The following is a 19,395-nucleotide window of genomic DNA, read 5'->3' on the forward strand; positions in this document are numbered from 1 at the left end:
GGCATGAACGAGCTGATGCCTCTCGGCGCAGGGTTCGCGCTGGCGTTCGCGGAGTCGGGCCTCGGCCTGGGCATGCTGCTGCCGGGGGAGACCGCGGTCGTGCTGCTGGCGGCCACGATGGGGTCGGCCGGCCAGCTGTTCGCCCTCGGGGTCGTCGTGATGGTCGGCGCCAGCCTCGGCGACCACGTCGGATACCTCCTGGGCCGGCGCTGCGGCGACGCGCTGGGCCAGACGCGGGCGGTCCGGCGGCTCGGCCGGCACCACTACGAGCGGGCGACCGATCTGCTGCGCCGCCGCGGCGGGACTGCGGTGTTCATGACCCGTCTCGTCCCAGTGGTGCGCACGCTGACGCCGGCCGCCGCCGGTGCGTCCGGCCTGGGATACCGCCGCTTCGCGATCGCCTCGCTGTCGGGCTCGGCTGTGTGGTCGACTGCCTACGTCGGGGGAGGGTCGGTCGTCGCGGGCTTGGCGACGGTCACCACGGGCACCCTCGGGCGCGCGTCGTGGCTGCTGCTCGTCCTGCTGGCCCTGGCCGTCCTGCCGGTCCTGCTGGTCCGCGCCGTCACCGGGGTGCGACCTGCGGCAGCCGCCCCCGAGGTCGGATCGCTCGAGCTCGCGCTCAGGACCCGCGGGTGACGCGGTAGCGGACGAACGACGGGACGGCGAGCGATGCCACGACCACCCCGATCACGACGAGCACACCTCCGCCGGCCGCAGCGGCCGCGGTGCCGACCGCGGCCGCCGTGGCCCCGTGCAGGGTGTCCGCGATCCGCGGGCCACCGGCCACCACCACGATGAAGACGCCTTGCAGCCGGCCGCGCATCGCGTCATCGGCCGCCGACAGCAGCATGCTGGACCGGAAGGCCGCCGAGGCCATGTCGGCCGCACCACCGACCACGAGCATCGCCAGTGCGACAACCAGCATCGCGGTCGTCCACCGGTCGGCGAGGGCGACAGCGACACCGAAGCCGATCATCGCCACGCCCCACACGACGATGCAGATGACCACAGCGAGGCCCTGCCGGCGGACCCGCGAGACCCAGCCGCTGAACACACCGCCGATCACGGCACCGGCCGGGATCGCGGCGAACAGCAGCGCGAAGACGAGGCCGCCGTCGTCCGGGCCGTCGAAGCTCACGTGGGCGATCTCGGGGAACAGCGCACGGGGCATGCCGAAGACCATCGCGATCAGATCGACGACGAACGACATCATCAGGACGGGCTGGGTGCGCAGGTACACGAATCCGTCGATCACGGCGCGGACGCCCGGCACCGCGGTCGCGGCGTCCATCACCGGCAGGCTGGGCAGGCGCAGCACCGCGCCGAGCGTCGCGAACAGGGTCAGCGTGTCGATCAGGTAGAGCCAGGCGAAGCCCGTGAAGGGGATGAGGATGCCGGCCACGAGCGGCCCGGCGATCGCCCCGGCCATCGTGACGGTCATGTTGAGCGAGTTCGCCGCCGGCAGCAGCAGCGGATCGACGATCTTGGGCAGGATCGCGCTGCGGGTCGGCTGGTTGACGGCGAAGAATGCCTGCTGGACCGAGAACAGGCACAGCAGCAGCCAGACGTTGGTGTTGCCGGCGGCGGCCTGCGCCCAGAACAGGGCGCTGGTGACGATCAGGCCGACCGTCGTGACGATCAGCATCGTGCGGCGATCGAAGACGTCCGCCAGCGCGCCGCCGTACAGGCCGAACACGACCAGCGGGACGAGGCCGAACACCCCGGCCAGGCCCACGTACGCCGATGAGCCGGTGTCGGCGTACAGCTGGGCGGGCACCGCGACGACGGTGAGCTGGGCGCCCACCACGGTGATGATGTTCGCCAGCCACAGGCGCCGGAAGTGGGGGCTCCTCAGCGGCCGGACGTCGGCGAGCAGGTGCGACAGGGAGCGGCGTGCGTCGGTCAGCGGAATGCCTCGGCGTCGACCTGGATCCAGATCTGCTCCGCGCGGCCCAGCAGCTCACCGCCTGCGGTGTACAGAGCCGTGTCGGTGATGAACTTGCGGCCGTCCCGGTTGCGCAGCACTCCCGTCACCAGGCATTCCTCGCCGGCGCGCGGGGGCCGGACGACCTCGGCGGTCATGCGTCCCAGCACCATGACCTGCTTGGTGAAGTCGGCGGCCCACCCGCCGGGGCAGTCCAGCGCGGCCCAGGTCGTCGGGACGTCCAGCGCGCCGTCGGCGCCGCCGAAGGCCGCGTGCGGAGTCCACGCAGCCGCCGTCCGGTGCTCGTCGACGGGGCCGGGGAACAGGCGCAGGCCGTCACCGTCCCCGCGGGCCGTCCCGCACGTGAAGCAGCGGTCGAAGGGGTGATGGGTGAAGCCGGGATAGGCCGCCAGCGCCTGCTTCGCCTCCGCGGCGGTGGGTGCGGGCGGCACGTCACGGGCGAACTGGCCGGGCCCGGCCGATCCGACGACGGCGCCCCCGGTGGTCAGCAGGCGCACCTCTCCCGTCTCGGAGTCGTGCTCCCAGGTCAGCGCCGTGTCCAGGGGCGGCGGGATGCGCAGGGTCGAGGTGACGGGGCCGGAGCCGAGCTGGGCGGCCAGGAGGCCTGCGACGTATCCGCCGTTGCCGGAGTGCTCGGGACCGTTGAACTGTGCGGGGATGGTCACCATGGCGGTGACATTACCGACCCGCTCGGATGGCGTCATAGCGGCGCAGCGACTCGGCGCGTTCCTCGGCGTGGTCGACGATCGGCGCGGGGTAGCCGGCGGGCGGCTCGGCCATCTCCCACGGCGTGTGCACGTGCTTGGCCGGGACGTCGGCCAGCTCGGGCACCCAGCGCCGGACGTACCGGCCGTCGGGGTCGAACTTCTTGCCCTGGGTCATGGGGTTGAAGACCCGGAAGTACGGCGAGGCATCCGTGCCCGAGCCGGCGACCCACTGCCAGCCGTGCTGGTTGGAGGCCAGGTCGGCGTCCGCCAGGAGGTCGAGGAAGTGGCGGGCGCCGTGCTGCCACTCCAGGTGCAGGTCCTTGACCAGGAAGCTCGCCACGATCATGCGTACCCGGTTGTGCATCCAGCCCTCCGCGCGCAGCTGGCGCATGCCGGCATCGACGATCGGGATGCCGGTCTGCCCGGTCTTCCACGCCTCGAGGTCGTCGCCCGGGTGGTCGTAGGTCATCGCCTCGAAGGTGTGGTCGTAGTAGCCGAACGCCGAGTCGGGCCGCTGGTGCAGGACATCGGCGTAGAACTCCCGGAACCCGAGCTCGCGGGTGTACGCATCGGCCCCGGACAAGCTCAGCGTCGCCAGGTCGGCCAGCATCGTCCGCGGGTGGATCGAGCCCCACTTGAGGTGCACCGACATCCGCGACGTCCGGTCGGGGCCCGGCAGGTCCCGGGCGGTGTCGTAGTCCGGCAGGTCGTCGTCCATGAAGGCGTGCCAGCGCTCGAGCGCAGCCTCCTCGCCGAGGGGCGGCAGGGTCAGGCCGTCGGGGACGGGCGCCTCGTCGATGCGGTGGGTGCGGCCGGTCGGACGCAGCCACGGCGCGTCGTCGACGCGATCGGCCGGGGCTCGCCAGCCGTGCTCGGCCCACCGCCGGTACCAAGGCGTGAATACCCGGAACCCGGTGCCGTCGGGCTTGGTGACCCGGCCGGGCGCGACGGCATAGGGCGATCCGGTCCGGACCAGCGCGATGCCGTGCTCCGCGAGGGCCTGCTCGACGGCGGCATCGCGGCGGGCCCCGTACGGCGCGTAGTCCGCCGACACGTGGACGCTCGTCGCGCCCGCCGCCCGGGCGACCCTGGTCACCTCCGCGACCGGATCGCCGTGCACGACGTGCAGCCCGCCGATGCGGTCGGACAGCTGCGCCAGCAGGCGGGAGAGGTAGGCGACGCGGGTCGTGGCGCGCGGCGTCCAGAGGGTGTCGTCGAGGACGAACAGCGGAACGACCCCGTCCGGCCCCGCGGCGATCGCCTGGTGGAGCGCCGGGTGGTCGCCGAGACGCAGGTCACGGCGGAACCACATCACGGACGTCGCCATGTCTCCCATTGTGCGGCGTGGTGGAGAAGCTCGCAGGGCATGGGACAATGGACGGGTGAGCGAGCTGATCGACACCACCGAGATGTACCTCCGCACGGTCTATGAGCTGGAGGAAGAGGGGATTGTCCCGCTGCGTGCGCGCATCGCCGAGCGCCTGCACCAGAGCGGACCGACGGTCTCCCAGACCGTTGCGCGCATGGAGCGCGACGGCCTGCTCGCCGTCGAGGGCGACCGGCACCTCGAGCTCTCGGAGAAGGGCCGCCAGCTGGCCACCCGGGTCATGCGCAAGCACCGTCTCGCCGAGCGCCTGCTGATCGACGTCATCGGTCTGGAGATCGAGTACGTCCACGAGGAGGCGTGCCGCTGGGAGCACGTGATGTCCGAGCAGGTCGAGCGCCGGCTCATCAAGATCCTCGAGCACCCGACCGAGTCGCCCTACGGCAACCCCATCCCCGGTCTGGCCGAGCTGGGCCAGGTCGTCGACGAGGACCGGTTCCTCAGCGGCGTCGTGGCGATGACCAAGGCCGTCGCGCAGAGCACCGAGCCGAAGCGCCTGGTGATCCGGCGCATCGCCGAGGAGCTGCAGAAGGACACCGAGGTCATGTCGGTCCTGCGGCGCGTCGGGGCACTGCCGGGCAACGACGTCCTGGTGTCGCTCGGACACGACGGCGTCATCGTGGCGCGGCAGGCCGAGACGGCCGAGATCGACCTCGAGGCAGCCGGCCACATCTTCGTCACCGCCTGACGCAACCCACGCGTCAGCGTCCGCAACCCACGCGTCAGCGTGCGCAACCCACGCGTCAGCGTGCGCAACCCACGCGTCAGCGTTTGGGGGGCAGGGGGACGAAGTAGCTCGTGCGGCGGACGTAGTCGTCCCAGCCGGGCTTCTTGCGCTGACCCAGCTCGTTGAGCTTCGCGCCCGTGACGTTGACCAGCGAGTAGGTCATGATCGCCGGCCCGACCAGGGCGACGAGCCCCGGCCACGAGCCCGCACCGACCAGGCCGATGCCCCACCACACGCAGGCGTCCCCGAAGTAGTTGGGGTGGCGGGTCAGGCTCCACAGACCCGTGTCCATGATCTTGCCGCGGTTGGCCGGATCGCTCTTGTACGCCTTGAGCTGGGCGTCGCCGACGGTCTCGAAGAACAGCCCCACGGCCCAGACCAGGATGCCGAGGACCGCCAGCGGCACCGACATGCGGTCGTTGTTCGGGCCGACCATCAGCGGCGCCGACACGATGAACATGGCCACGCCCTGCGGCACGAACACCCGGGTGACCGCCGTCGTGGCGAACGAGCGACCGGCAGCCTCGCCCTTCTGGAGCAGATCGGCGTAGCGGGGGTCCTCGCCCGCGCCTGAGTTGCGTCCGCCGACGTGCCAGGCCAGCCGCAGGCCCCAGACCGCGACCATGGCCAGCACGATCCACCGCTGCGCCCGGCCACCGTCGCCGCCCAGCGACACCAGCGCGGACACGAGCGCCACGACGACGAATCCCAGCCCCCACAGCGTGTCGACGATCGACAGGAGGTGCCGGCGCAGGGCGTACGCCAGCCCGACACCCATGAAGACCAGGAGCGCGCCGAAGCCGGCCGCGAACGTGAGGCCGGTCTGCGCCAGGTCGTTGTCGATCATCGGGTGGTCACGTCAGCCAGTCCAGGGGAGAGGCGGGCATGCCGCTGACGCCACGCGGCGAGGGCTTGACCGCGAGGATCTGGTCGACGCCCATGCGGTTCTCCTCGAAGGCCAACGAGCCGCCGGCGAGGTACAGACGCCACACGCGGGCCTGCTCCTCGCCGATCAGCTTGACCGCGGTGTCCCAGCCCGCCTCGAGCCGGGCCGCCCACCCGGCCACGGTCTGCGGGTAGTGCTCGCGCATCGCCTGGACGTCGCGGATCTCCAGCCCGGAGGCCGCGATGCGCCCGATCGTCGTGGCCAGCGGCACCATGTGCATGTCGGGGGCGATGTAGGTCTCGATGAACGGCCCGCCACCGGGATGGTCAGCGGGGGAGCCGTTGCTGCGGGACATCTGCTGGATCAGCGCGCGCCCGCCCGGCTTGAGGTAGCGGTGGATCGAGTCGACGAACACGATGTACTCCGCATCGCCGACGTGCTCGCCCATCTCGATCGAGGCGATCGCGTCGATGCCGCCGTCACGGACCCCGGAGGCGGCCAGGTCGCGGAAGTGCCGCAGGCTGACGTCGACCCGGTCGGACAGGCCGCGCTCGGCGGCACGAGCCAGGACGTGGTCGCGCTGCTCGACCGACAGCGTCACCCCGGTGACGTGGACGCCGTAGTGCTCGGCGGCGAACAGCGTCAGCGAGCCCCAGCCGGAGCCGATGTCGACCATCTTCATGCCGGGCTGCAGGCCGAGCTTGCGGCAGACCAGGTGCAGCTTGGCGGTCTGCGCCTCCTCCAGCGTCATGTCCGGGGCGGCGTGGAAGCCGCTCGAGTACGCCATGGTCGGGTCGAGGATCAGCTCGTAGAAGTCGTTGGACAGGTCGTAGTGGTGCGAGATCGCCGCTTGGTCGCGTTCTCGGCTGTGCAGCTCCCCGGTCAGGGCGGACTCGGCGGCCGGTGCGGCGGGGCGCGGGCCGATCGCGCCGACCCGCACGGCCAGCCCGACGGCCCTGGCCACCTGGCGCGGGCCGATCCTCGGTCGTCCGGCGAGCTCGTCGGACGCCCGGGCCTCGCGCACGGCGTCCCACATGGCGCGCAGCCCCTCGCCGAGATCGCCCTCGACGTCCAGATCGCCCTGGACATAGGCGCGGGCCACGCCGAGCTCGCCGGGCTTCCACAGGATGTGACGCAGGGCGCGCTTGTCGCGGATCACGACGACGGGCGCCCCCGGGACACCGGCCGCGCTGCCGTCCCACGCCCGCAGCCGGATGGGCAGGTGGAGGCCGAGAGTGTCCTCGGCCAGGGACAACAGGGATGCCGCGATGTTCACCGCGCCAGTCAACCGTCGGCCGCGGGGACCCGCCACCTGAGTTCGCCCGGTGGGGCAGAATGTCCCCATGAGCGTTGGTACCAGGATCGAGCACTGGTTCCGGCGGACGGGCTCGGAGGTCCTCGGCTGGCTCCTGGTGCCGGTCGGCATCGTCATGATGCCCGCTCCGGGCCCCGGCACCCTCGTGCTCGTCGCCGGTCTCGCGCTCCTGGCCCGGCACTACGTGTGGGCCCAGCGGCTGCTGGTGCCGCTGGAGCGCGCCGCGATCGAGGCAGCCAAGTTCGGTGTCGCGACCCTGCCGCGCATCCTGCTCAGCCTGCTGGGAGTCGTGTGGCTCGTCGCGCTGGGCTTCATCTGGTGGATCAAGCCGAACATCCCCGAGTTCGACGTGCTGGGCATCGGCGTCGGCCCGGAGCTGCCCGCGGCCGGCTGGGGCACGGCGCTGGGCCTGTGGACGTCGGCCGTGGCGGCCCTGGGGCTGCTCGTCTACAGCATCGTGAAATGGCGCGAGCCCCGCTCAGCACGCCGACGGGCGACGGATTGGCAGGCCCCGTAGTGTTCGTGCTGGCGCGGCCCGCCGGTCGCCGTCCATCCCCGTGAACCCGGCTCGAGAAGGACGATCAACACTGTGGCACTGCGACGCACGCTCCTGACCCTGACCACCGGCCTGGCGCTGACGATCGGCATGTCGCCGCTCGCGCCGGCAGGCGCCGAATCGGTCGATGCGGAGGCGGCCGACATCCTGGCGTCGGCTCCCTCGGGCGAGCCGGTCACCGTCGTGACGACCACGCAGACCGCGGACGGTCCCCAGTTCTCGACCAAGGTCACCCGCTCGCGCGGAGAGGCGCTCGATGTCATCTCCTCGGCGCTGGACTCCTCGTCGGTGGACGCCGTCGACGTCGCCCACCCCGTCTCGATCGCGGTGACGGCCGCCAAGAAGAAGTCCAAGTCCAAGAAGTCCAAGCGGGTCAAGCGCTCCAACGACAGCTTGCGCAAGCGGCAGTGGGCCCTGAACCGGCTGGATGTGGAGAAGGTCTGGCGCAAGTCCTCCGGCAAGCGCGCCGTCGTCGCCGTGATCGACACGGGCGTGTGGGCCAGCCATCCCGATCTCAAGGGCCGTGTGCTCAAGGGGCGCGACTTCATCGAGAACGATCGCTCCGCGGGTGACCGCAACGGCCACGGCACCCACGTCGCGGGGATCATCGCCGCCAAGGCGAACAACAAGCGGGGCATCGCCGGGGTCGCCCCCTCGGCCAAGATCCTGCCCGTGCGGGTCCTGAACGCCGCCGGCGCCGGCAACACGGCCACGGTGGCCCGCGGCATCGTCTACGCCGTCAACAAGAAGGCGGACGTCATCAACCTGTCCCTGGCCGGCGTGCAGTCCGACGCCCAGCTCCAGGCGGCCATCCGCTACGCCCAGTCGCGCAATGTCGTCGTCGTGGCGGCCGCGGGCAACCGCGGCTGCGGCGCCCCGGCGTCCTATCCCGCGGCGTACCCGGGGGTCATCGGGGTCGGCGCGATCCACCGCAACGGCGGCGTCGACCGGTACTCGAACTGCGGCAGCTACGTCGATCTGGTGGCGCCGGGCACCTCGATCCGCTCCACCGTGATCCGGCACCCCTCCCTGGGCCTGCCCTGCCAGTACGGCAAGGACTACTGCATGATGTCCGGGACGTCGATGGCGGCGCCGCACGTCGCAGCCGCCGCGGCGATCCTGAAGTCCAGGACCAAGCGCGGCATGGGCCCCAACAAGATCAAGCGCCTCCTGCTCACCAAGGCTGACGACATCGTGACACCGGGCTACGACACGACCTCGGGCTTCGGGGTCCTGAACATCAAGCGGAGCCTCTCCGGACGCTGAGCCGTCCGGAAGGGGGTCGCCAACGGGCGGCTCATGACTGACACTGGAGCATGGCTGAAGTCTCATGTGATGTCGTCGTGGTCGGTCTGGGTCCCGGCGGGGAAGCGCTGGTGGCCCGACTCGCCGCGGCGGGCCTGGACGTCGTGGCCGTCGAGAAGGAGCTGGTCGGGGGCGAGTGCCCCTACTGGGGGTGCATCCCGTCCAAGATGCTGATCCGGGCCGCGAACGCCCTGGCGGAGACCCGCCGGGTGGACCGCCTCGCCGGCAAGGCCACGGTGACCCCCGACTTCGGGCTGGTGGCGCGGCGCATCCGGGAGGAGGCGACCGATGACTGGGACGACACCGTCGCGGCCGACCGCATCACCGATGCGGGCGCCCGGCTGGTCCGCGGGCACGGGCGCCTCGACGGTGATCGCCGGGTCGTCGTGGGGGACGACGTCTTCGTCGCGTCCGCCGGCGTCGTGCTGAACACCGGGACGGCGGCTGCCGTGCCGCCGGTGCACGGGCTCGCCGACACCCCGTTCTGGACCAACCGGGAGGCGCTGGAGGCCGAGGCCGCGCCGGCGTCCATGATCGTGATCGGGGGCGGCTCGATCGGGGTGGAGCTGGCGCAGGCGTTCGCGCGCTTCGGCACCGAGGTCACGGTGCTGGAGGTGGGACCCCGCATCCTGGCCGTCGAGGAGCCCGAGACGTCCGAGCTCATCGCGGGCGTGTTCGAGGCCGAGGGCATCGGCGTCCACGCCGGCATCACGATCGACGCGGTGGCGCACGACGGCGAGGTGTTCCACGTGACCTGCGGCCAGGTCACCTTCGAGGCCGAACGGCTGCTGGTCGCGGCGGGACGGAAGCCGCGCATCGACGACGTCGGCCTGGACACCGTCGGCGTCGAGCCGGGGCGGCACCTGACCGTCGACGACTCGATGCAGGTCACACCCGGCCTGTGGGCGATCGGCGACATCGTCGGTCGTGGCGCCTTCACGCACGTGTCGATGTATCAGTCCGAGCGGGCGGCGCGATCGATCCTCGGCGAACCGCTGGGGGAGTACGACACGAGCCTGCCGCGGGTCACCTTCACCGATCCGGAGGTCGGTGGGGTCGGCCTCACCGAGCAGCAGGCCCGCGACCGGGGCATCTCGGTGCGCATCGGCTCGACCGACCTGGCCGCGAGCAGCCGCGGCTTCGTCCACGGTCCCGGCAACGAGGGCCTCATCAAGATCGTCATCGACGAGGACGCCGGTGTCGTCGTCGGGGCGAACTGCGTGGGGACGACCGGGGGAGAGACGGTGTCCGCGCTGGCGTTCGCGGTCCGCGCGCAGATCCCCGTCGAGACGCTGCGCAACACGATCTACGCCTATCCGACGTTCTGGCGGGCCATCGAGTCGGCCCTCTAGCGGTCGCCGCTCAGGTCTGGCCCAGCAGCGCGAGCACCTCGCGCTCCAGCTTGCGGCTGGTCGGCGCTCCCGGGGCGACCCGGCGGTGGACCGGCGAGACCGTCTTGCCGACCTGGAACAGGTCGATGACGCGCGGGTCGACGTACGACGACCGGGCGACGGCCGGGGTGTTGCCCAGGTGCTCCGAGACGTCGCGCATCGCGGCCGCGACGACGCGCTTGCGCCGGGACACCGTCGACCCGTCGTGGCCGGCCAGGGCCAGGGCCGCGATCGTGGTGCCGCGCCAGGTCCGGAAGTCCTTGGCGGAGTGGTCCTCGCCCAGCAACGACTTGATGTACGCATTGACGTCGGACGCGTCCAGGTCGTGCCAGTACCGCCCGGACTTGTACGCCAGCAGCCGGTTGCTGCCGCCCCGGCGCCGGCGCAGCGTCTCCAGCACCTCCCGGACACGGTCGTCGCGCACCGTGACGTCGACCTCCTGGCCGGACTTCGCCGTGTACGCGAAGGACAGGCCCCGTCCCGCGGGGTGCACGTGCTGCTTCTCCAGCGTGGTCAGCCCGAAGCTGCCGTTCTCCTCGGCGTACCGCACCGAGCCGATGCGGAACATGCCGAGGTCGAGCAGGCTGAACGCGGTCGCGGACACCCGTTCGAGGGTCAGGCCCTCGCCGCCGAGATCGCGGCGGGCGCGCCCGCGGTGCGCCAGCAGGGAGGCGGCGAAGTCCTCCATCCGCTCGAACTTCTCCTGGTCGCGTCGTTCGCGCCACTGCGGGTGGTAGATGTACTGACGCCGCCCGGCGTCGTCGGTGCCGACGGCCTGCAGGTGGCCGTTGTCGACCGAGCAGATCCACACCTCGGTCCACGCCGGGGGGATGACCAGCAGCTTGCAGCGCTCGACCTGCTCGGGCTCGAGCGGTCGGCCGTCCTCGTCGAGGTACCGAAATCCCCGGCCGTGCTTGACCCTGGTCCAGCCGGGAGAGCTGACGGACGTGCGGCGGAGGCGGACCATGGTGGGACCACGCTAGGCGCAGGCGGTCCCGTCGGCACGTCGAAGCATCACGCCGGCGAGGTCACGCTGCGGCGGTGCCACACCCAGTCCGTCGGCATCGTGACGCCGTCCAGGCCGATCCCCTGGAAGATGAGCCGGTAGGCATCGGGATTGTCCTGCCGTTGCTGCTCGAGGCCACGGTTCAGGTTGGCCCACAGCGGGGTGCTGCTCGGCGAGCCGAGGTACTCGGCGGTCTTGGTGCCGGGCAGCGCGTGGATGTGCAGGCCCAGTGCGCTCAGCAGCTGGCGCACGTGGGAGTCCAGGATCATGACGATGAAGTCGATGTCGTTGGCGTACGCCGCCCGCACGATGCCGTGGTACAGCGCACCGGCGCACAGCCCGCCGCGGCCCGCGCCCTTGCGGACCGCGATCGTGGAGATGTCCCAGGTCCGGGCGGGATCGACGCCGGCGGCGCGGGCCGAGCGCAGCCCGTCGACCTGCCACGGCGGACGGCTCACGTCGTTGAGCGTCTTGAGCCCTTTGGGGCCGGGGGCGATGAAGCGCAGCGCCGCCGCGGCCACCCCGTCGTCCTGCATGACCACCATGAATCCGGTCGAGTCGGTGTAGGGGCCGTACTCGACGTCGAACTCCTCCGACGTGTTGCCGTAGGCCTCCAGGAATACATCGGACTCGCACTGCTTGGCAGCGGCGAGCTCGTCGCCCACTGGATCGAACACGAAGCGCAGGGGTGCTGCGGTCATCGTGACTCCTCTCGGTCCTGCTCGGGGTCTGCAACGTCCTTTGCCGACGACTCGGAGGAGTTGTTGTTCCGGGTCCAATCGCGCACCCAGCGCTCGACCTGGTCGGCGGGCATCGGGCGGGCGAGGTGGTAGCCCTGCACCGTGTCGATGCCCATCGCGACCAGGGCGACGAGGTCGGCGGCGTTCTCGACGCCCTCGGCGACGATGCGCATCTCCAGGGCGTGCGCGAGCTGGATCGTGGAGGCCACGATCATCCGGCTGCGGGCGTCGCTCGCCACGTTGGCGATCAGCGCGCGGTCGATCTTGAGCTCCTGCACCGGGAGGTTGCGCAGATAGGTCAGGGACGAGAACCCCGTCCCGTAGTCGTCGATCGCGACCTGCACGCCATGGCTGCGCAGCTCGAGCAGGACCTCGCGGGTGTGCTGCGGATCGTCCAGGAAGGTGTCCTCGGTGACCTCCAGGACGAGGCGGTCGACGGGGATGTCCCATTTCTCGATGGCCGCGTACAACCGCGGGAGGAAGGTCGGTCCCAGCAGCTCGGGAGGCGCGCAGTTGATCGCGACGGCGACGTCCAGACCGGCCCGGCGGCGCGCGTCGAAGTCCTCGACGGCCTGCTTGGCCACGACCTCGGACAGCTGCCCCATCAGGCCTGCACGCCGGGCGGCGGGCAGGAACGAGACCGGGCTGATCACCCCCTGGATCGGGTGCCGCCACCGCACCAGGGCCTCCAGGCCGCACACCTGCATCGTGGCGGCGTCGAGCTGGGGTTGGTACCAGACCTCGATCTGGCCGTCGGCGATGGCCTTGCGGAGCTCCTCGGCCATCTGCAGCCGCGAGCGGGTGAAGTCGTCGAGCTGGGAGTCGTAGAGCGCGACACCGAGCCCGGCGTTCTTGGCCTGGTACATCGCGACGTCCGCGCGCCGCAGGACCTCGCTGCCGTCATCGTCCTCGGGGCCGGCGACGGTGACGCCGATCGATCCGGCCGGGGTGATCTCGATGTCCTCGACGAGCAATGGCTTGGCCAGCTCCCGGAGCACGTGGTGCGCGGTCTCCATCAGCACGATCTCGTCGGTCGTGTCCATGATGATCGCGAACTCGTCGCCGCCGAGACGGGCGACCCGCGCGTGGGCGTCGACGCCCTCGGTCATCCTGACCGCCACGAGCCGGAGCACGGTGTCGCCCGCACGGTGGCCGAGGGAGTCGTTGATGTCCTTGAAGCCGTCGAGGTCGAGCAGCATGAGGGCCAGGGGGTTGCGGGCGGCCAGCTCGGTCGACAGCCAGGCCCGTACCGCTCGCCGGTTGGGCAGCTTGGTGAGGTCGTCGGTCTGGGACAGCGCGAATGCGTCGTTGGCCCGGTTGGCGTCCCGCAGCGCGAGGACCAGTCGGGCGCCGACGGCCACCAGCGTGAGGATGGACGGCGGCAGCATGTAGTAGGCCAGCGTGTCGTCCGGACGCAGCGTCAGGACGATCAGGGCGACGACTCCGGCCCCCATCAGGACGGGGGTGTCGGCGCTCTTGGGGACGGCGCGGATGACCGACTGCGGGGGCCGGCACGCCGCTGCGACCAGCAGGGAGAAGCTGGCTCCCCACAGGGCGTAGCTGACGTTGCCGAAGTCGTAGGTGCTGGCCGAGCCCTGCAGGGCCAGCGCGGAGTCGGCCACGCCCAGCAGGAGGAACGCCCCGCCGATCATGAGGGACTTGCGGCGGTCCGTCCGGGTCTGCAGGAGGGACTGGCCGAGCACGAGGAGCGCCAGGATCATGTCGGCCAGCGGGTAGATCAGCGCCAGCAGCAGCGACACCCCCTCCTGGTGGGACGCCGCCTGGACCGGGGTGACCACCAGGAGGCAGGCCAGGCTGGCGGTTCCGCCGCAGATGATGACGATGTCCAGCCAGCTGCGGGCGGGACGTGCCTGGCGCCGGTCGACATCGCGCAGCAGGTAGCCGGCCATGCCCAGGTAGGACACCAGGAACAGCCACTCCCCGTTGCCGGGGAACGTCGCCTCCTGATCGACCCGGGCGGCGTTGACCAGGATCGACCCCAGCGCCCACGTCGAGAGCGCGGCGATCAGCAGCACCAGGGCGAGTCGCCGCTTGGGATGGATCGCTGCCGCGAGTGCCGTCTGCAGGACGAGCAGGGGGAAGAAGATCGCGAGCGCAGTGAGCAGCACCGTGGGAGTGTGCTGGCCCGTGGACTGCAGGATCTCGTCGACGAGGATGCCGACGAGCATCACCGCCCACGGCAGGGGCGCGACGATCCGCTGGGCCAGGGCGAGGCGGGAGCGCGGCGCGCCGCGGGTCAGCAAGCTCACCACGATCTGCTGTCCCCTGTCGCACGATGGTCGGTGTCCGGCACGTCCTCCAGTGCTGGGGACGTGTCGGGCTCAAGAGTATTCAGGATGAAGTCCACATCGTCGGTCGAGGTCAGCGGGTTCACGAAACACAGCCGCAGCGCCGGTTTCCCCGCGTAGGTCGTGGGCGTCACGAGGGCCGTCCGGCGGGACCGGAGCCCGGCGGACCAGGCGGCGTATCGCGCGGCGTCCCAGCCGATCCGGCGGAACAGCACGACCGAGAGCCGGGGCTCTGTCACGAGCTCGAGGTGTGGGGCCGCCTCGACTTGTTTGGCGGCGTAGCCGGCCACGGCCAGGCAGGTCTCGACGGCGTCGACGTAGGCATCGGTGCCATTGGCCACCAGAGAGGCCCACACCGGGATCCCTCGCGCCCGGCGGGTCAGATGAGCCGCGTAGTCGGCGGGGTTGTCGTCGTCGTTGTCGACGGCGTCGAGGTATGCGGCACGCTGCCGGTGGGCGGAACGGGCCACGGCGGGGTCCAGGTACAGCACCGCCGCGCAGTCGAATGGCGTGAACAGCCACTTGTGCGGATCGATCGTGACCGAATCGGCCCGCTGGATGCCGTCGAACTGCGGGCGCCGGGTCGGGGACAGCAGGGCGGCCCCGCCGTAGGCGGCGTCGACGTGCATCCAGATGCCGCGTGCCTCGCAGGTCGCGGCGATCCCGGCGAGGTCGTCGATCGCCCCGGTGTTGGTGGCGCCGGCGTTCGCGACGACCGCCACGACGTCCCGTGGGTCGAGCGAGTCCAGCACGGTCGCCAGGTCCGCGGCCCCCGTGGGGTGGTCGGGGGAGCCTGCCGAGACGACCCGGCAACCCATGATCGCGGCGGCCGAGCGGATCGAGGAGTGCGCGGCGGCGCTGATCACGATGACATCCGGAAGGCCACCGCCAGAGCCCACCCGGTCGTGGCGGGCCGCCACGAGGGCGCTGAGATTGGCGAGCGACCCGCCGCTCACGAAGACGCCGTGGGCGTCCTCGGGATAGCCGATGACATCGCACAGCCAGCGCACCGCCATCCGCTCGGCGACGACGACGTCCCCGGCCTCCAGCTCGCTGCCGCCGTACACGGCGGCCGCAGACAGTGCGGCGTCGGCGATGACGGCAGCCGGCGTCGGGGATCCGCCGACGAAGGCCAGGTAGCGGGGATGGTCGGCCGGGAAGCTGCTCGGCAGCAGGACATCGCGCAGCAACGCCCAGGTGGCCCGGATGCCGATCCCCGAACGGCCCACCGCAGGGAGCGCGCCCGCGCTGCCGGGCGGGATCAGGACAGGCGCGTCGCGTCGATCGGCGATCCAGGCGGCGAGCTCGCCGAGCACCTGCCGTTCCTGCAGCGCGAAGTCGTGCACGTCGGCCCATCGAGTCAGAAGTGGTGGGATGACGCCCGCAGCGAGCGGCACCGAGACCGGCCCTGCGCAGTTCTCCCCGAAACGTTCTTGGCGAGGATAACGGTGTCGTGGGTCATCTGGCTGCACGGCGGGACGTGAGTGGGGTCACTGGTCCGGTCCGCTCGGGGTGCCCTCGACAGGAATCGAACCTGTGGCCTACCGCTTAGGAGGCGGTCGCTCTATCCGACTGAGCTACGAGGGCGTGGAGTCAGGTTATCGACTCTTGGTCCGACACCCTACGATCGCCCTTGTGTCATGCCGCCGGAACCACCCCATGTGCCGGGGTTGCGCGCGATGAGACGTCTGCTGGTCGGCCTCTCGATCCTGGTCATGGTGGCCGGCGGGATCGTGTTCTACGCGGCGAACGGGGACGCCACCGAGCAGGTCCGGACCGCCCCCGCGGGGTGCTCGATCGCCCGGCCGCTGCCGCCGGGCAGCACGATGCACACGATCACCTCCGGCGGGCACACCCGCCGGTACCTGCTGCACGTCCCCCCGACGTACCAGGGCAACACCGCGGCGCCGGTCGTGCTGATGTTCCACGGCCTCGGCGGCGACCCGAAGACCGTCGTGGACGCCACCGACATGGCTGACCGCGCCGACGAGGACGGGACGGTCCTGGTCGTCCCGCTCGGCCGCGGCACCCCCTCGGAGTGGAAGTTCCGCGATCCGGTCGGCGATCCCGACTCCGACCTGACCTTCGTCCGTGACCTGGTGCGCCACGTCCAGCGCACGGCCTGCACCGATCCGTCCCGCCTGTACGCCGCCGGATTCTCCAACGGCTCGGCGCTGACGCTCGCGCTGGCCTGCGACGGCACGACGAGGTTCGCCGCCTACGCCGCGGTCTCCGGCCCGTTCTACGAGCCGCGGTGCGATGACGCCCCGCCCGCCTCGATCATCTACTTCCACGGGACGTCCGACACCACGGTGCCGTTCGGCGGCGCCGAGACCGTCATCGGTCGCCTGCCCCCGGTCAACGACACGATGTCCAACTGGGCGACCCGCGGGCGGTGCCCGTCGTCACAGGCGTCCACCACCGCCGACGACGCGGTCCGCCACTTCGCCTGGCGAGGCTGCCGGGGCGGCACCGACGTCGACATCTACGCGGTGGTCGGCGGTGTCCACGGCTGGCCGGGCGGCGGTCCGATGTCCCCCGGCCGGGCCTCGCAGACCAAGGACAGCCCGGTCGACGCGACCGCGCTGCTGTGGTCCTTCTTCCAGCGTCACCCGCGTACCCCCGTGTCTGCGGGGTGACAATGGGGGCATGACGGACGTGCGCGCATGACCAAGCCCATCGAGACCTGGCTCACCGACATGGACGGTGTCCTCGTCCACGAGGAGAAGGTGATCCCCGGTGCGCCCGAGTTCATCGCCCGCCTCCGGGAGGCCGGCCGCAAGTTCCTGGTGCTGACCAACAACTCGATCTTCACGCCGCGCGATCTGTGTGCCCGCCTCCGGGCGGCCGGCATCGACGTGCCCGAGTCGGCGATCTGGACGTCCGCCCTGGCGACGGCGCAGTTCCTGAACGAGCAGCGCCCCGAGGGCACCGCCTATGTCATCGGCGAGGCCGGGATGACCACGGCCCTGCACGACGTCGGCTACATCATGACCAGCAACGCACCCGACTACGTCGTGCTGGGGGAGACCCGGACCTACTCGTTCGAGGCGATCACCCGCGCGATCCAGCTGATCGAGGCCGGGGCCCGGTTCATCGCGACCAATCCCGATGCGACGGGCCCCTCCCCGGCCGGATCGTTGCCCGCGACGGGATCGGTGGCGGCGCTGGTGACCAAGGCCACCGGCGTCGAGCCCTACTTCGTCGGCAAGCCCAATCCGCTGATGATGCGCAGTGCACTCAACAAGATCGAGGCGCACTCGGAGACCACGGTCATGATCGGCGACCGGATGGACACCGATGTCCTGTCGGGCCTGGAGTCCGGGCTGCGGACCTTCCTGGTGCTGAGCGGCTCGACGCGCCCCGGCACGGTGGACCGGTACCCGTTCCGTCCCACCCAGGTGTTCTCCTCGATCGCCGACATCGTCCCGCTGGTGACCCAAGAAGCTACCGACGAGTAGGCGAAGCCGGACTAAGGTTGTTATCGTTTCGCAGTCTCCTGGCGGGCCCGACCGGTCCTGACGGAGGCGCCCGGACGATCTCGTGCCGGGTCAGCCCACCCAGGGAGTCGATCGTGAAGATTTTCCTCACGGGTGCAAGCGGAGTGATGGGCCGATCGTCCATCGATGCCTTGCACCGAGCCGGCCACGACGTGGTCGGTCTGGCGCGTACCCCTGACTCCGCGAGCCGGCTCGCCGCCCTCGGCGTGGAACCCTGCCTGGGTGACGTCTACGACCGCGCGGCGATGACAGCCGGCATGCAGGGCTGCGATGCGGTCGCCAATCTCGCGACGAAGGTCCCGATCGGCGCGCAGGCGCTGCGCCCCGGATCGCTCAAGGCGATCGACCGCATCCGGCTGCACGGCTCGAAGGTCGTCACGGAGGCCGCGCGCCGGGCCGGTGTGGGACGACTGGTGCAGCAGAGCCTCAGCTTCATCTACGCCGACCACGGCGACGAGTGGGTCGACGAGCGCTGCCCCGTCGACGTGACCCGGGCGACCGAGCCGGTCGTCGTGGCCGAGGACAACGTCCGCGCCCTCGCCGACGAGGGGGGAGTCCCGGTCAGCCTGCGCTTCGGCCTGATCACCGGCGACGACCCCAACACGGCGTGGCTGTTCCGCCGCGCCGCCGCAGGTCGCTCGATCGGCCTCGGTGAGGCGGAGTCCTGGATGCACGTCATCCACCCCGACGACGTCGGGACCGCGGTGGTCCATGCGCTGACGGCGCCCGCCGGTGTCTACAACGTGGGCGCCGAGCCGGTGCTGCGCCGGAGCTACGTCGACACGATCGCCGCCGCCGCGGGGCGCACGAAGGGCGGACACTTCCTGCCCCCATGGATCCTGCGGCTGGGTGCCGAGAAGCTGGAGATCCTGGTGCGCTCGCAGCGGGTCAGCTCGCAGCTGTTCAGCGATCGCACCGGATGGCACCCGATCCGTCCCACCCTGTCACCGGACTGGTTCGATGACCTCGTCCCGGCCTGATCGGGCCGAGCAGGAGCGCCGCCGCCGGGCGGCCGAGCTGCTCGGTGACCTGCTGCCCACCACGACGTCCGACGAGACCGACGAGGGCTGGAACGAGCAGCGCGGGACGTCACGCGACGAGGAGCTGCTGCGCGACGTCCCGCCCCACCACGGCTGAGGGCCGCCCTACAGCCCGCCGGTCCCGCCGGGGGGCGTCCCGCCGGGGCGCTGCGCCAGGGAGTCGCGGATCTCGCGCAGCAGCGCGATGTCCTCGCTGACGCCCTCGGGCTCGGGCTCCGTGCCGCGGTCCCGCATCTCGTTGACCTTCTTCATCGGCACCACGATGAAGAAGTAGACGACGGCCGCGGTGATCGCGAACGTGATGACCTGGTTGATGAAGCCGCCGACGTCGATCAGCGTCTTCGGGTTGTCGCTGAAGATCTTGAAGCCCAGGCCGTTGGCGGAGTTCGCGCCCCCGAACGCGGCCAGCAGCGGGTTGATGAACGATGACGTGAACGAGGCCACCAGCGCCGTGAACGCGGTGCCGATGACGACCGCGACGGCGAGGTCGACGATGTTTCCGCGGAGCAGGAAGTCCTTGAATCCCTTGAGCATGTGTCCTCCTGGGTGGGTGGTTCCTCGACCCTAGCCACGACCGGGAGCCG

At 71.2% G+C, this 19,395-nt stretch carries 19 protein-coding genes and 1 tRNA gene; 9 read left to right on the plus strand and 11 right to left on the minus strand.

The window, feature by feature from the left end:
- Positions 1–3 precede the first annotated feature (3 nt).
- Positions 4–636, plus strand: a complete 633-nt coding sequence (locus tag NQV15_RS03015; RefSeq protein WP_232398128.1) for a DedA family protein — start codon at positions 4–6, stop codon at positions 634–636.
- On the opposite strand, the gene NQV15_RS03020 is transcribed toward NQV15_RS03015, so the two are convergent.
- From NQV15_RS03020 to NQV15_RS03030, 3 genes are all read right to left on the minus strand, one after another.
- Positions 620–1,804 carry an MFS transporter gene (locus tag NQV15_RS03020; protein WP_232398129.1) on the minus strand — a complete coding sequence of 395 codons (1,185 nt, stop codon included), beginning with the start codon at positions 1,802–1,804 and terminating at the stop codon, positions 620–622. The genes NQV15_RS03015 and NQV15_RS03020 overlap by 17 nt on opposite strands.
- 98 nt (positions 1,805–1,902) lie before the next feature.
- A complete protein-coding gene (locus NQV15_RS03025; RefSeq protein WP_232398130.1) occupies positions 1,903–2,613 on the minus strand; it encodes a hotdog family protein in 711 nt (236 codons plus the stop codon).
- Between the two features lie 10 nt (positions 2,614–2,623).
- Positions 2,624–3,979 carry a cryptochrome/photolyase family protein gene (locus tag NQV15_RS03030; protein ID WP_232398131.1) on the minus strand — a complete coding sequence of 452 codons (1,356 nt, stop codon included), beginning with the start codon at positions 3,977–3,979 and terminating at the stop codon, positions 2,624–2,626.
- 55 nt (positions 3,980–4,034) lie between these two features.
- Between NQV15_RS03030 and NQV15_RS03035 the strand changes: the two genes are divergently transcribed.
- On the plus strand, positions 4,035–4,724 hold the full coding sequence (locus NQV15_RS03035; protein ID WP_232398132.1) for a metal-dependent transcriptional regulator: 690 nt from the start codon (positions 4,035–4,037) through the stop codon (positions 4,722–4,724).
- 76 nt (positions 4,725–4,800) lie between these two features.
- On the opposite strand, the gene NQV15_RS03040 is transcribed toward NQV15_RS03035, so the two are convergent.
- Together NQV15_RS03040 and NQV15_RS03045 are read right to left on the minus strand one after the other, a co-directional pair.
- A complete protein-coding gene (locus NQV15_RS03040) occupies positions 4,801–5,610 on the minus strand; it encodes a DUF1295 domain-containing protein (RefSeq protein ID WP_232398133.1) in 810 nt (269 codons plus the stop codon).
- 7 nt (positions 5,611–5,617) lie between these two features.
- Positions 5,618–6,925, minus strand: a complete 1,308-nt coding sequence (locus NQV15_RS03045) for an SAM-dependent methyltransferase (protein WP_232398134.1) — start codon at positions 6,923–6,925, stop codon at positions 5,618–5,620.
- Positions 6,926–6,992: 67 nt separating this feature from the next.
- Here NQV15_RS03045 and NQV15_RS03050 point away from each other — a divergent pair, with 67 nt between their 5' ends.
- The 3 genes from NQV15_RS03050 (at position 6,993) to NQV15_RS03060 (ending at position 10,177) form a co-directional block, all read left to right on the plus strand.
- Entirely contained in the window at positions 6,993–7,481 is a 489-nt protein-coding gene (locus NQV15_RS03050; protein ID WP_232398135.1) for a PGPGW domain-containing protein, read from the plus strand.
- A 72-nt stretch (positions 7,482–7,553) separates the two neighbouring features.
- Positions 7,554–8,786: a S8 family serine peptidase gene (locus NQV15_RS03055; protein WP_232398136.1), complete on the plus strand. Its 1,233-nt coding sequence runs from the start codon at positions 7,554–7,556 to the stop codon at positions 8,784–8,786.
- Between the two features lie 50 nt (positions 8,787–8,836).
- A complete protein-coding gene (locus NQV15_RS03060; RefSeq protein ID WP_232398137.1) occupies positions 8,837–10,177 on the plus strand; it encodes a dihydrolipoyl dehydrogenase family protein in 1,341 nt (446 codons plus the stop codon).
- A 10-nt stretch (positions 10,178–10,187) separates the two neighbouring features.
- Here the strand turns inward: NQV15_RS03060 and NQV15_RS03065 are convergent, their stop codons facing one another.
- The 5 genes from NQV15_RS03065 to NQV15_RS03085 form a co-directional block, all read right to left on the minus strand.
- Positions 10,188–11,183 (minus strand): DNA topoisomerase IB, encoded by a 996-nt coding sequence (locus tag NQV15_RS03065; RefSeq protein WP_232398138.1) that lies wholly within the window; start codon positions 11,181–11,183, stop codon positions 10,188–10,190.
- A 47-nt stretch (positions 11,184–11,230) separates the two neighbouring features.
- Positions 11,231–11,923, minus strand: coding sequence for a hypothetical protein (locus tag NQV15_RS03070; RefSeq protein ID WP_232398139.1), 693 nt, complete (start codon positions 11,921–11,923; stop codon positions 11,231–11,233).
- Positions 11,920–14,232: a putative bifunctional diguanylate cyclase/phosphodiesterase gene (locus NQV15_RS03075; protein WP_232398140.1), complete on the minus strand. Its 2,313-nt coding sequence runs from the start codon at positions 14,230–14,232 to the stop codon at positions 11,920–11,922. The genes NQV15_RS03070 and NQV15_RS03075 overlap by 4 nt, the downstream gene beginning before the upstream one ends.
- Positions 14,229–15,617, minus strand: coding sequence for a pyridoxal phosphate-dependent decarboxylase family protein (locus NQV15_RS03080; RefSeq protein WP_232398141.1), 1,389 nt, complete (start codon positions 15,615–15,617; stop codon positions 14,229–14,231). The genes NQV15_RS03075 and NQV15_RS03080 overlap by 4 nt, the downstream gene beginning before the upstream one ends.
- Before the next feature lie 167 nt (positions 15,618–15,784).
- Positions 15,785–15,858: transfer RNA gene (locus NQV15_RS03085), tRNA-Arg, on the minus strand.
- A 92-nt stretch (positions 15,859–15,950) separates the two neighbouring features.
- Between NQV15_RS03085 and NQV15_RS03090 the strand changes: the two genes are divergently transcribed.
- From NQV15_RS03090 to NQV15_RS03105, 4 genes are all read left to right on the plus strand, one after another.
- Entirely contained in the window at positions 15,951–16,910 is a 960-nt protein-coding gene (locus NQV15_RS03090) for an alpha/beta hydrolase family esterase (protein WP_232398142.1), read from the plus strand.
- A gap of 27 nt (positions 16,911–16,937) precedes the next feature.
- Positions 16,938–17,732, plus strand: a complete 795-nt coding sequence (locus tag NQV15_RS03095) for an HAD-IIA family hydrolase (RefSeq protein WP_232398143.1) — start codon at positions 16,938–16,940, stop codon at positions 17,730–17,732.
- Positions 17,733–17,845: 113 nt separating this feature from the next.
- The gene (locus NQV15_RS03100; protein WP_232398144.1) at positions 17,846–18,751 is read left to right on the plus strand and encodes an NAD-dependent epimerase/dehydratase family protein; all 906 of its coding nucleotides are present in this window, start codon (positions 17,846–17,848) and stop codon (positions 18,749–18,751) included.
- On the plus strand, positions 18,732–18,908 hold the full coding sequence (locus tag NQV15_RS03105; protein WP_232398145.1) for a hypothetical protein: 177 nt from the start codon (positions 18,732–18,734) through the stop codon (positions 18,906–18,908). The genes NQV15_RS03100 and NQV15_RS03105 overlap by 20 nt, the downstream gene beginning before the upstream one ends.
- A gap of 8 nt (positions 18,909–18,916) precedes the next feature.
- Here the strand turns inward: NQV15_RS03105 and mscL are convergent, their stop codons facing one another.
- The gene (gene mscL, locus NQV15_RS03110; protein WP_232398146.1) at positions 18,917–19,345 is read right to left on the minus strand and encodes a large conductance mechanosensitive channel protein MscL; all 429 of its coding nucleotides are present in this window, start codon (positions 19,343–19,345) and stop codon (positions 18,917–18,919) included.
- Positions 19,346–19,395 lie beyond the last annotated feature (50 nt).

The sequence above is a fragment of the Aeromicrobium wangtongii genome, from assembly GCF_024584515.1.
Taxonomy (GTDB): domain Bacteria; phylum Actinomycetota; class Actinomycetes; order Propionibacteriales; family Nocardioidaceae; genus Aeromicrobium; species Aeromicrobium wangtongii.

What these genes read in the sequence shown, in the direction of transcription:
- NQV15_RS03015 (WP_232398128.1), top strand. Translation starts at nt 4, where the DNA reads ATGAACGAGCTGATGCCTCTCGGCGCAGGGTTCGCGCTGGCGTTCGCG.
- NQV15_RS03025 (WP_232398130.1), bottom strand. Translation starts at nt 2,613, where the DNA reads ATGGTGACCATCCCCGCACAGTTCAACGGTCCCGAGCACTCCGGCAAC.
- NQV15_RS03030 (WP_232398131.1), bottom strand. Translation starts at nt 3,979, where the DNA reads ATGGCGACGTCCGTGATGTGGTTCCGCCGTGACCTGCGTCTCGGCGAC.
- NQV15_RS03040 (WP_232398133.1), bottom strand. Translation starts at nt 5,610, where the DNA reads ATGATCGACAACGACCTGGCGCAGACCGGCCTCACGTTCGCGGCCGGC.
- NQV15_RS03050 (WP_232398135.1), top strand. Translation starts at nt 6,993, where the DNA reads ATGAGCGTTGGTACCAGGATCGAGCACTGGTTCCGGCGGACGGGCTCG.
- NQV15_RS03060 (WP_232398137.1), top strand. Translation starts at nt 8,837, where the DNA reads ATGGCTGAAGTCTCATGTGATGTCGTCGTGGTCGGTCTGGGTCCCGGC.
- NQV15_RS03065 (WP_232398138.1), bottom strand. Translation starts at nt 11,183, where the DNA reads ATGGTCCGCCTCCGCCGCACGTCCGTCAGCTCTCCCGGCTGGACCAGG.
- NQV15_RS03070 (WP_232398139.1), bottom strand. Translation starts at nt 11,923, where the DNA reads ATGACCGCAGCACCCCTGCGCTTCGTGTTCGATCCAGTGGGCGACGAG.
- NQV15_RS03090 (WP_232398142.1), top strand. Translation starts at nt 15,951, where the DNA reads ATGAGACGTCTGCTGGTCGGCCTCTCGATCCTGGTCATGGTGGCCGGC.
- NQV15_RS03095 (WP_232398143.1), top strand. Translation starts at nt 16,938, where the DNA reads ATGACCAAGCCCATCGAGACCTGGCTCACCGACATGGACGGTGTCCTC.
- NQV15_RS03105 (WP_232398145.1), top strand. Translation starts at nt 18,732, where the DNA reads ATGACCTCGTCCCGGCCTGATCGGGCCGAGCAGGAGCGCCGCCGCCGG.
- mscL (WP_232398146.1), bottom strand. Translation starts at nt 19,345, where the DNA reads ATGCTCAAGGGATTCAAGGACTTCCTGCTCCGCGGAAACATCGTCGAC.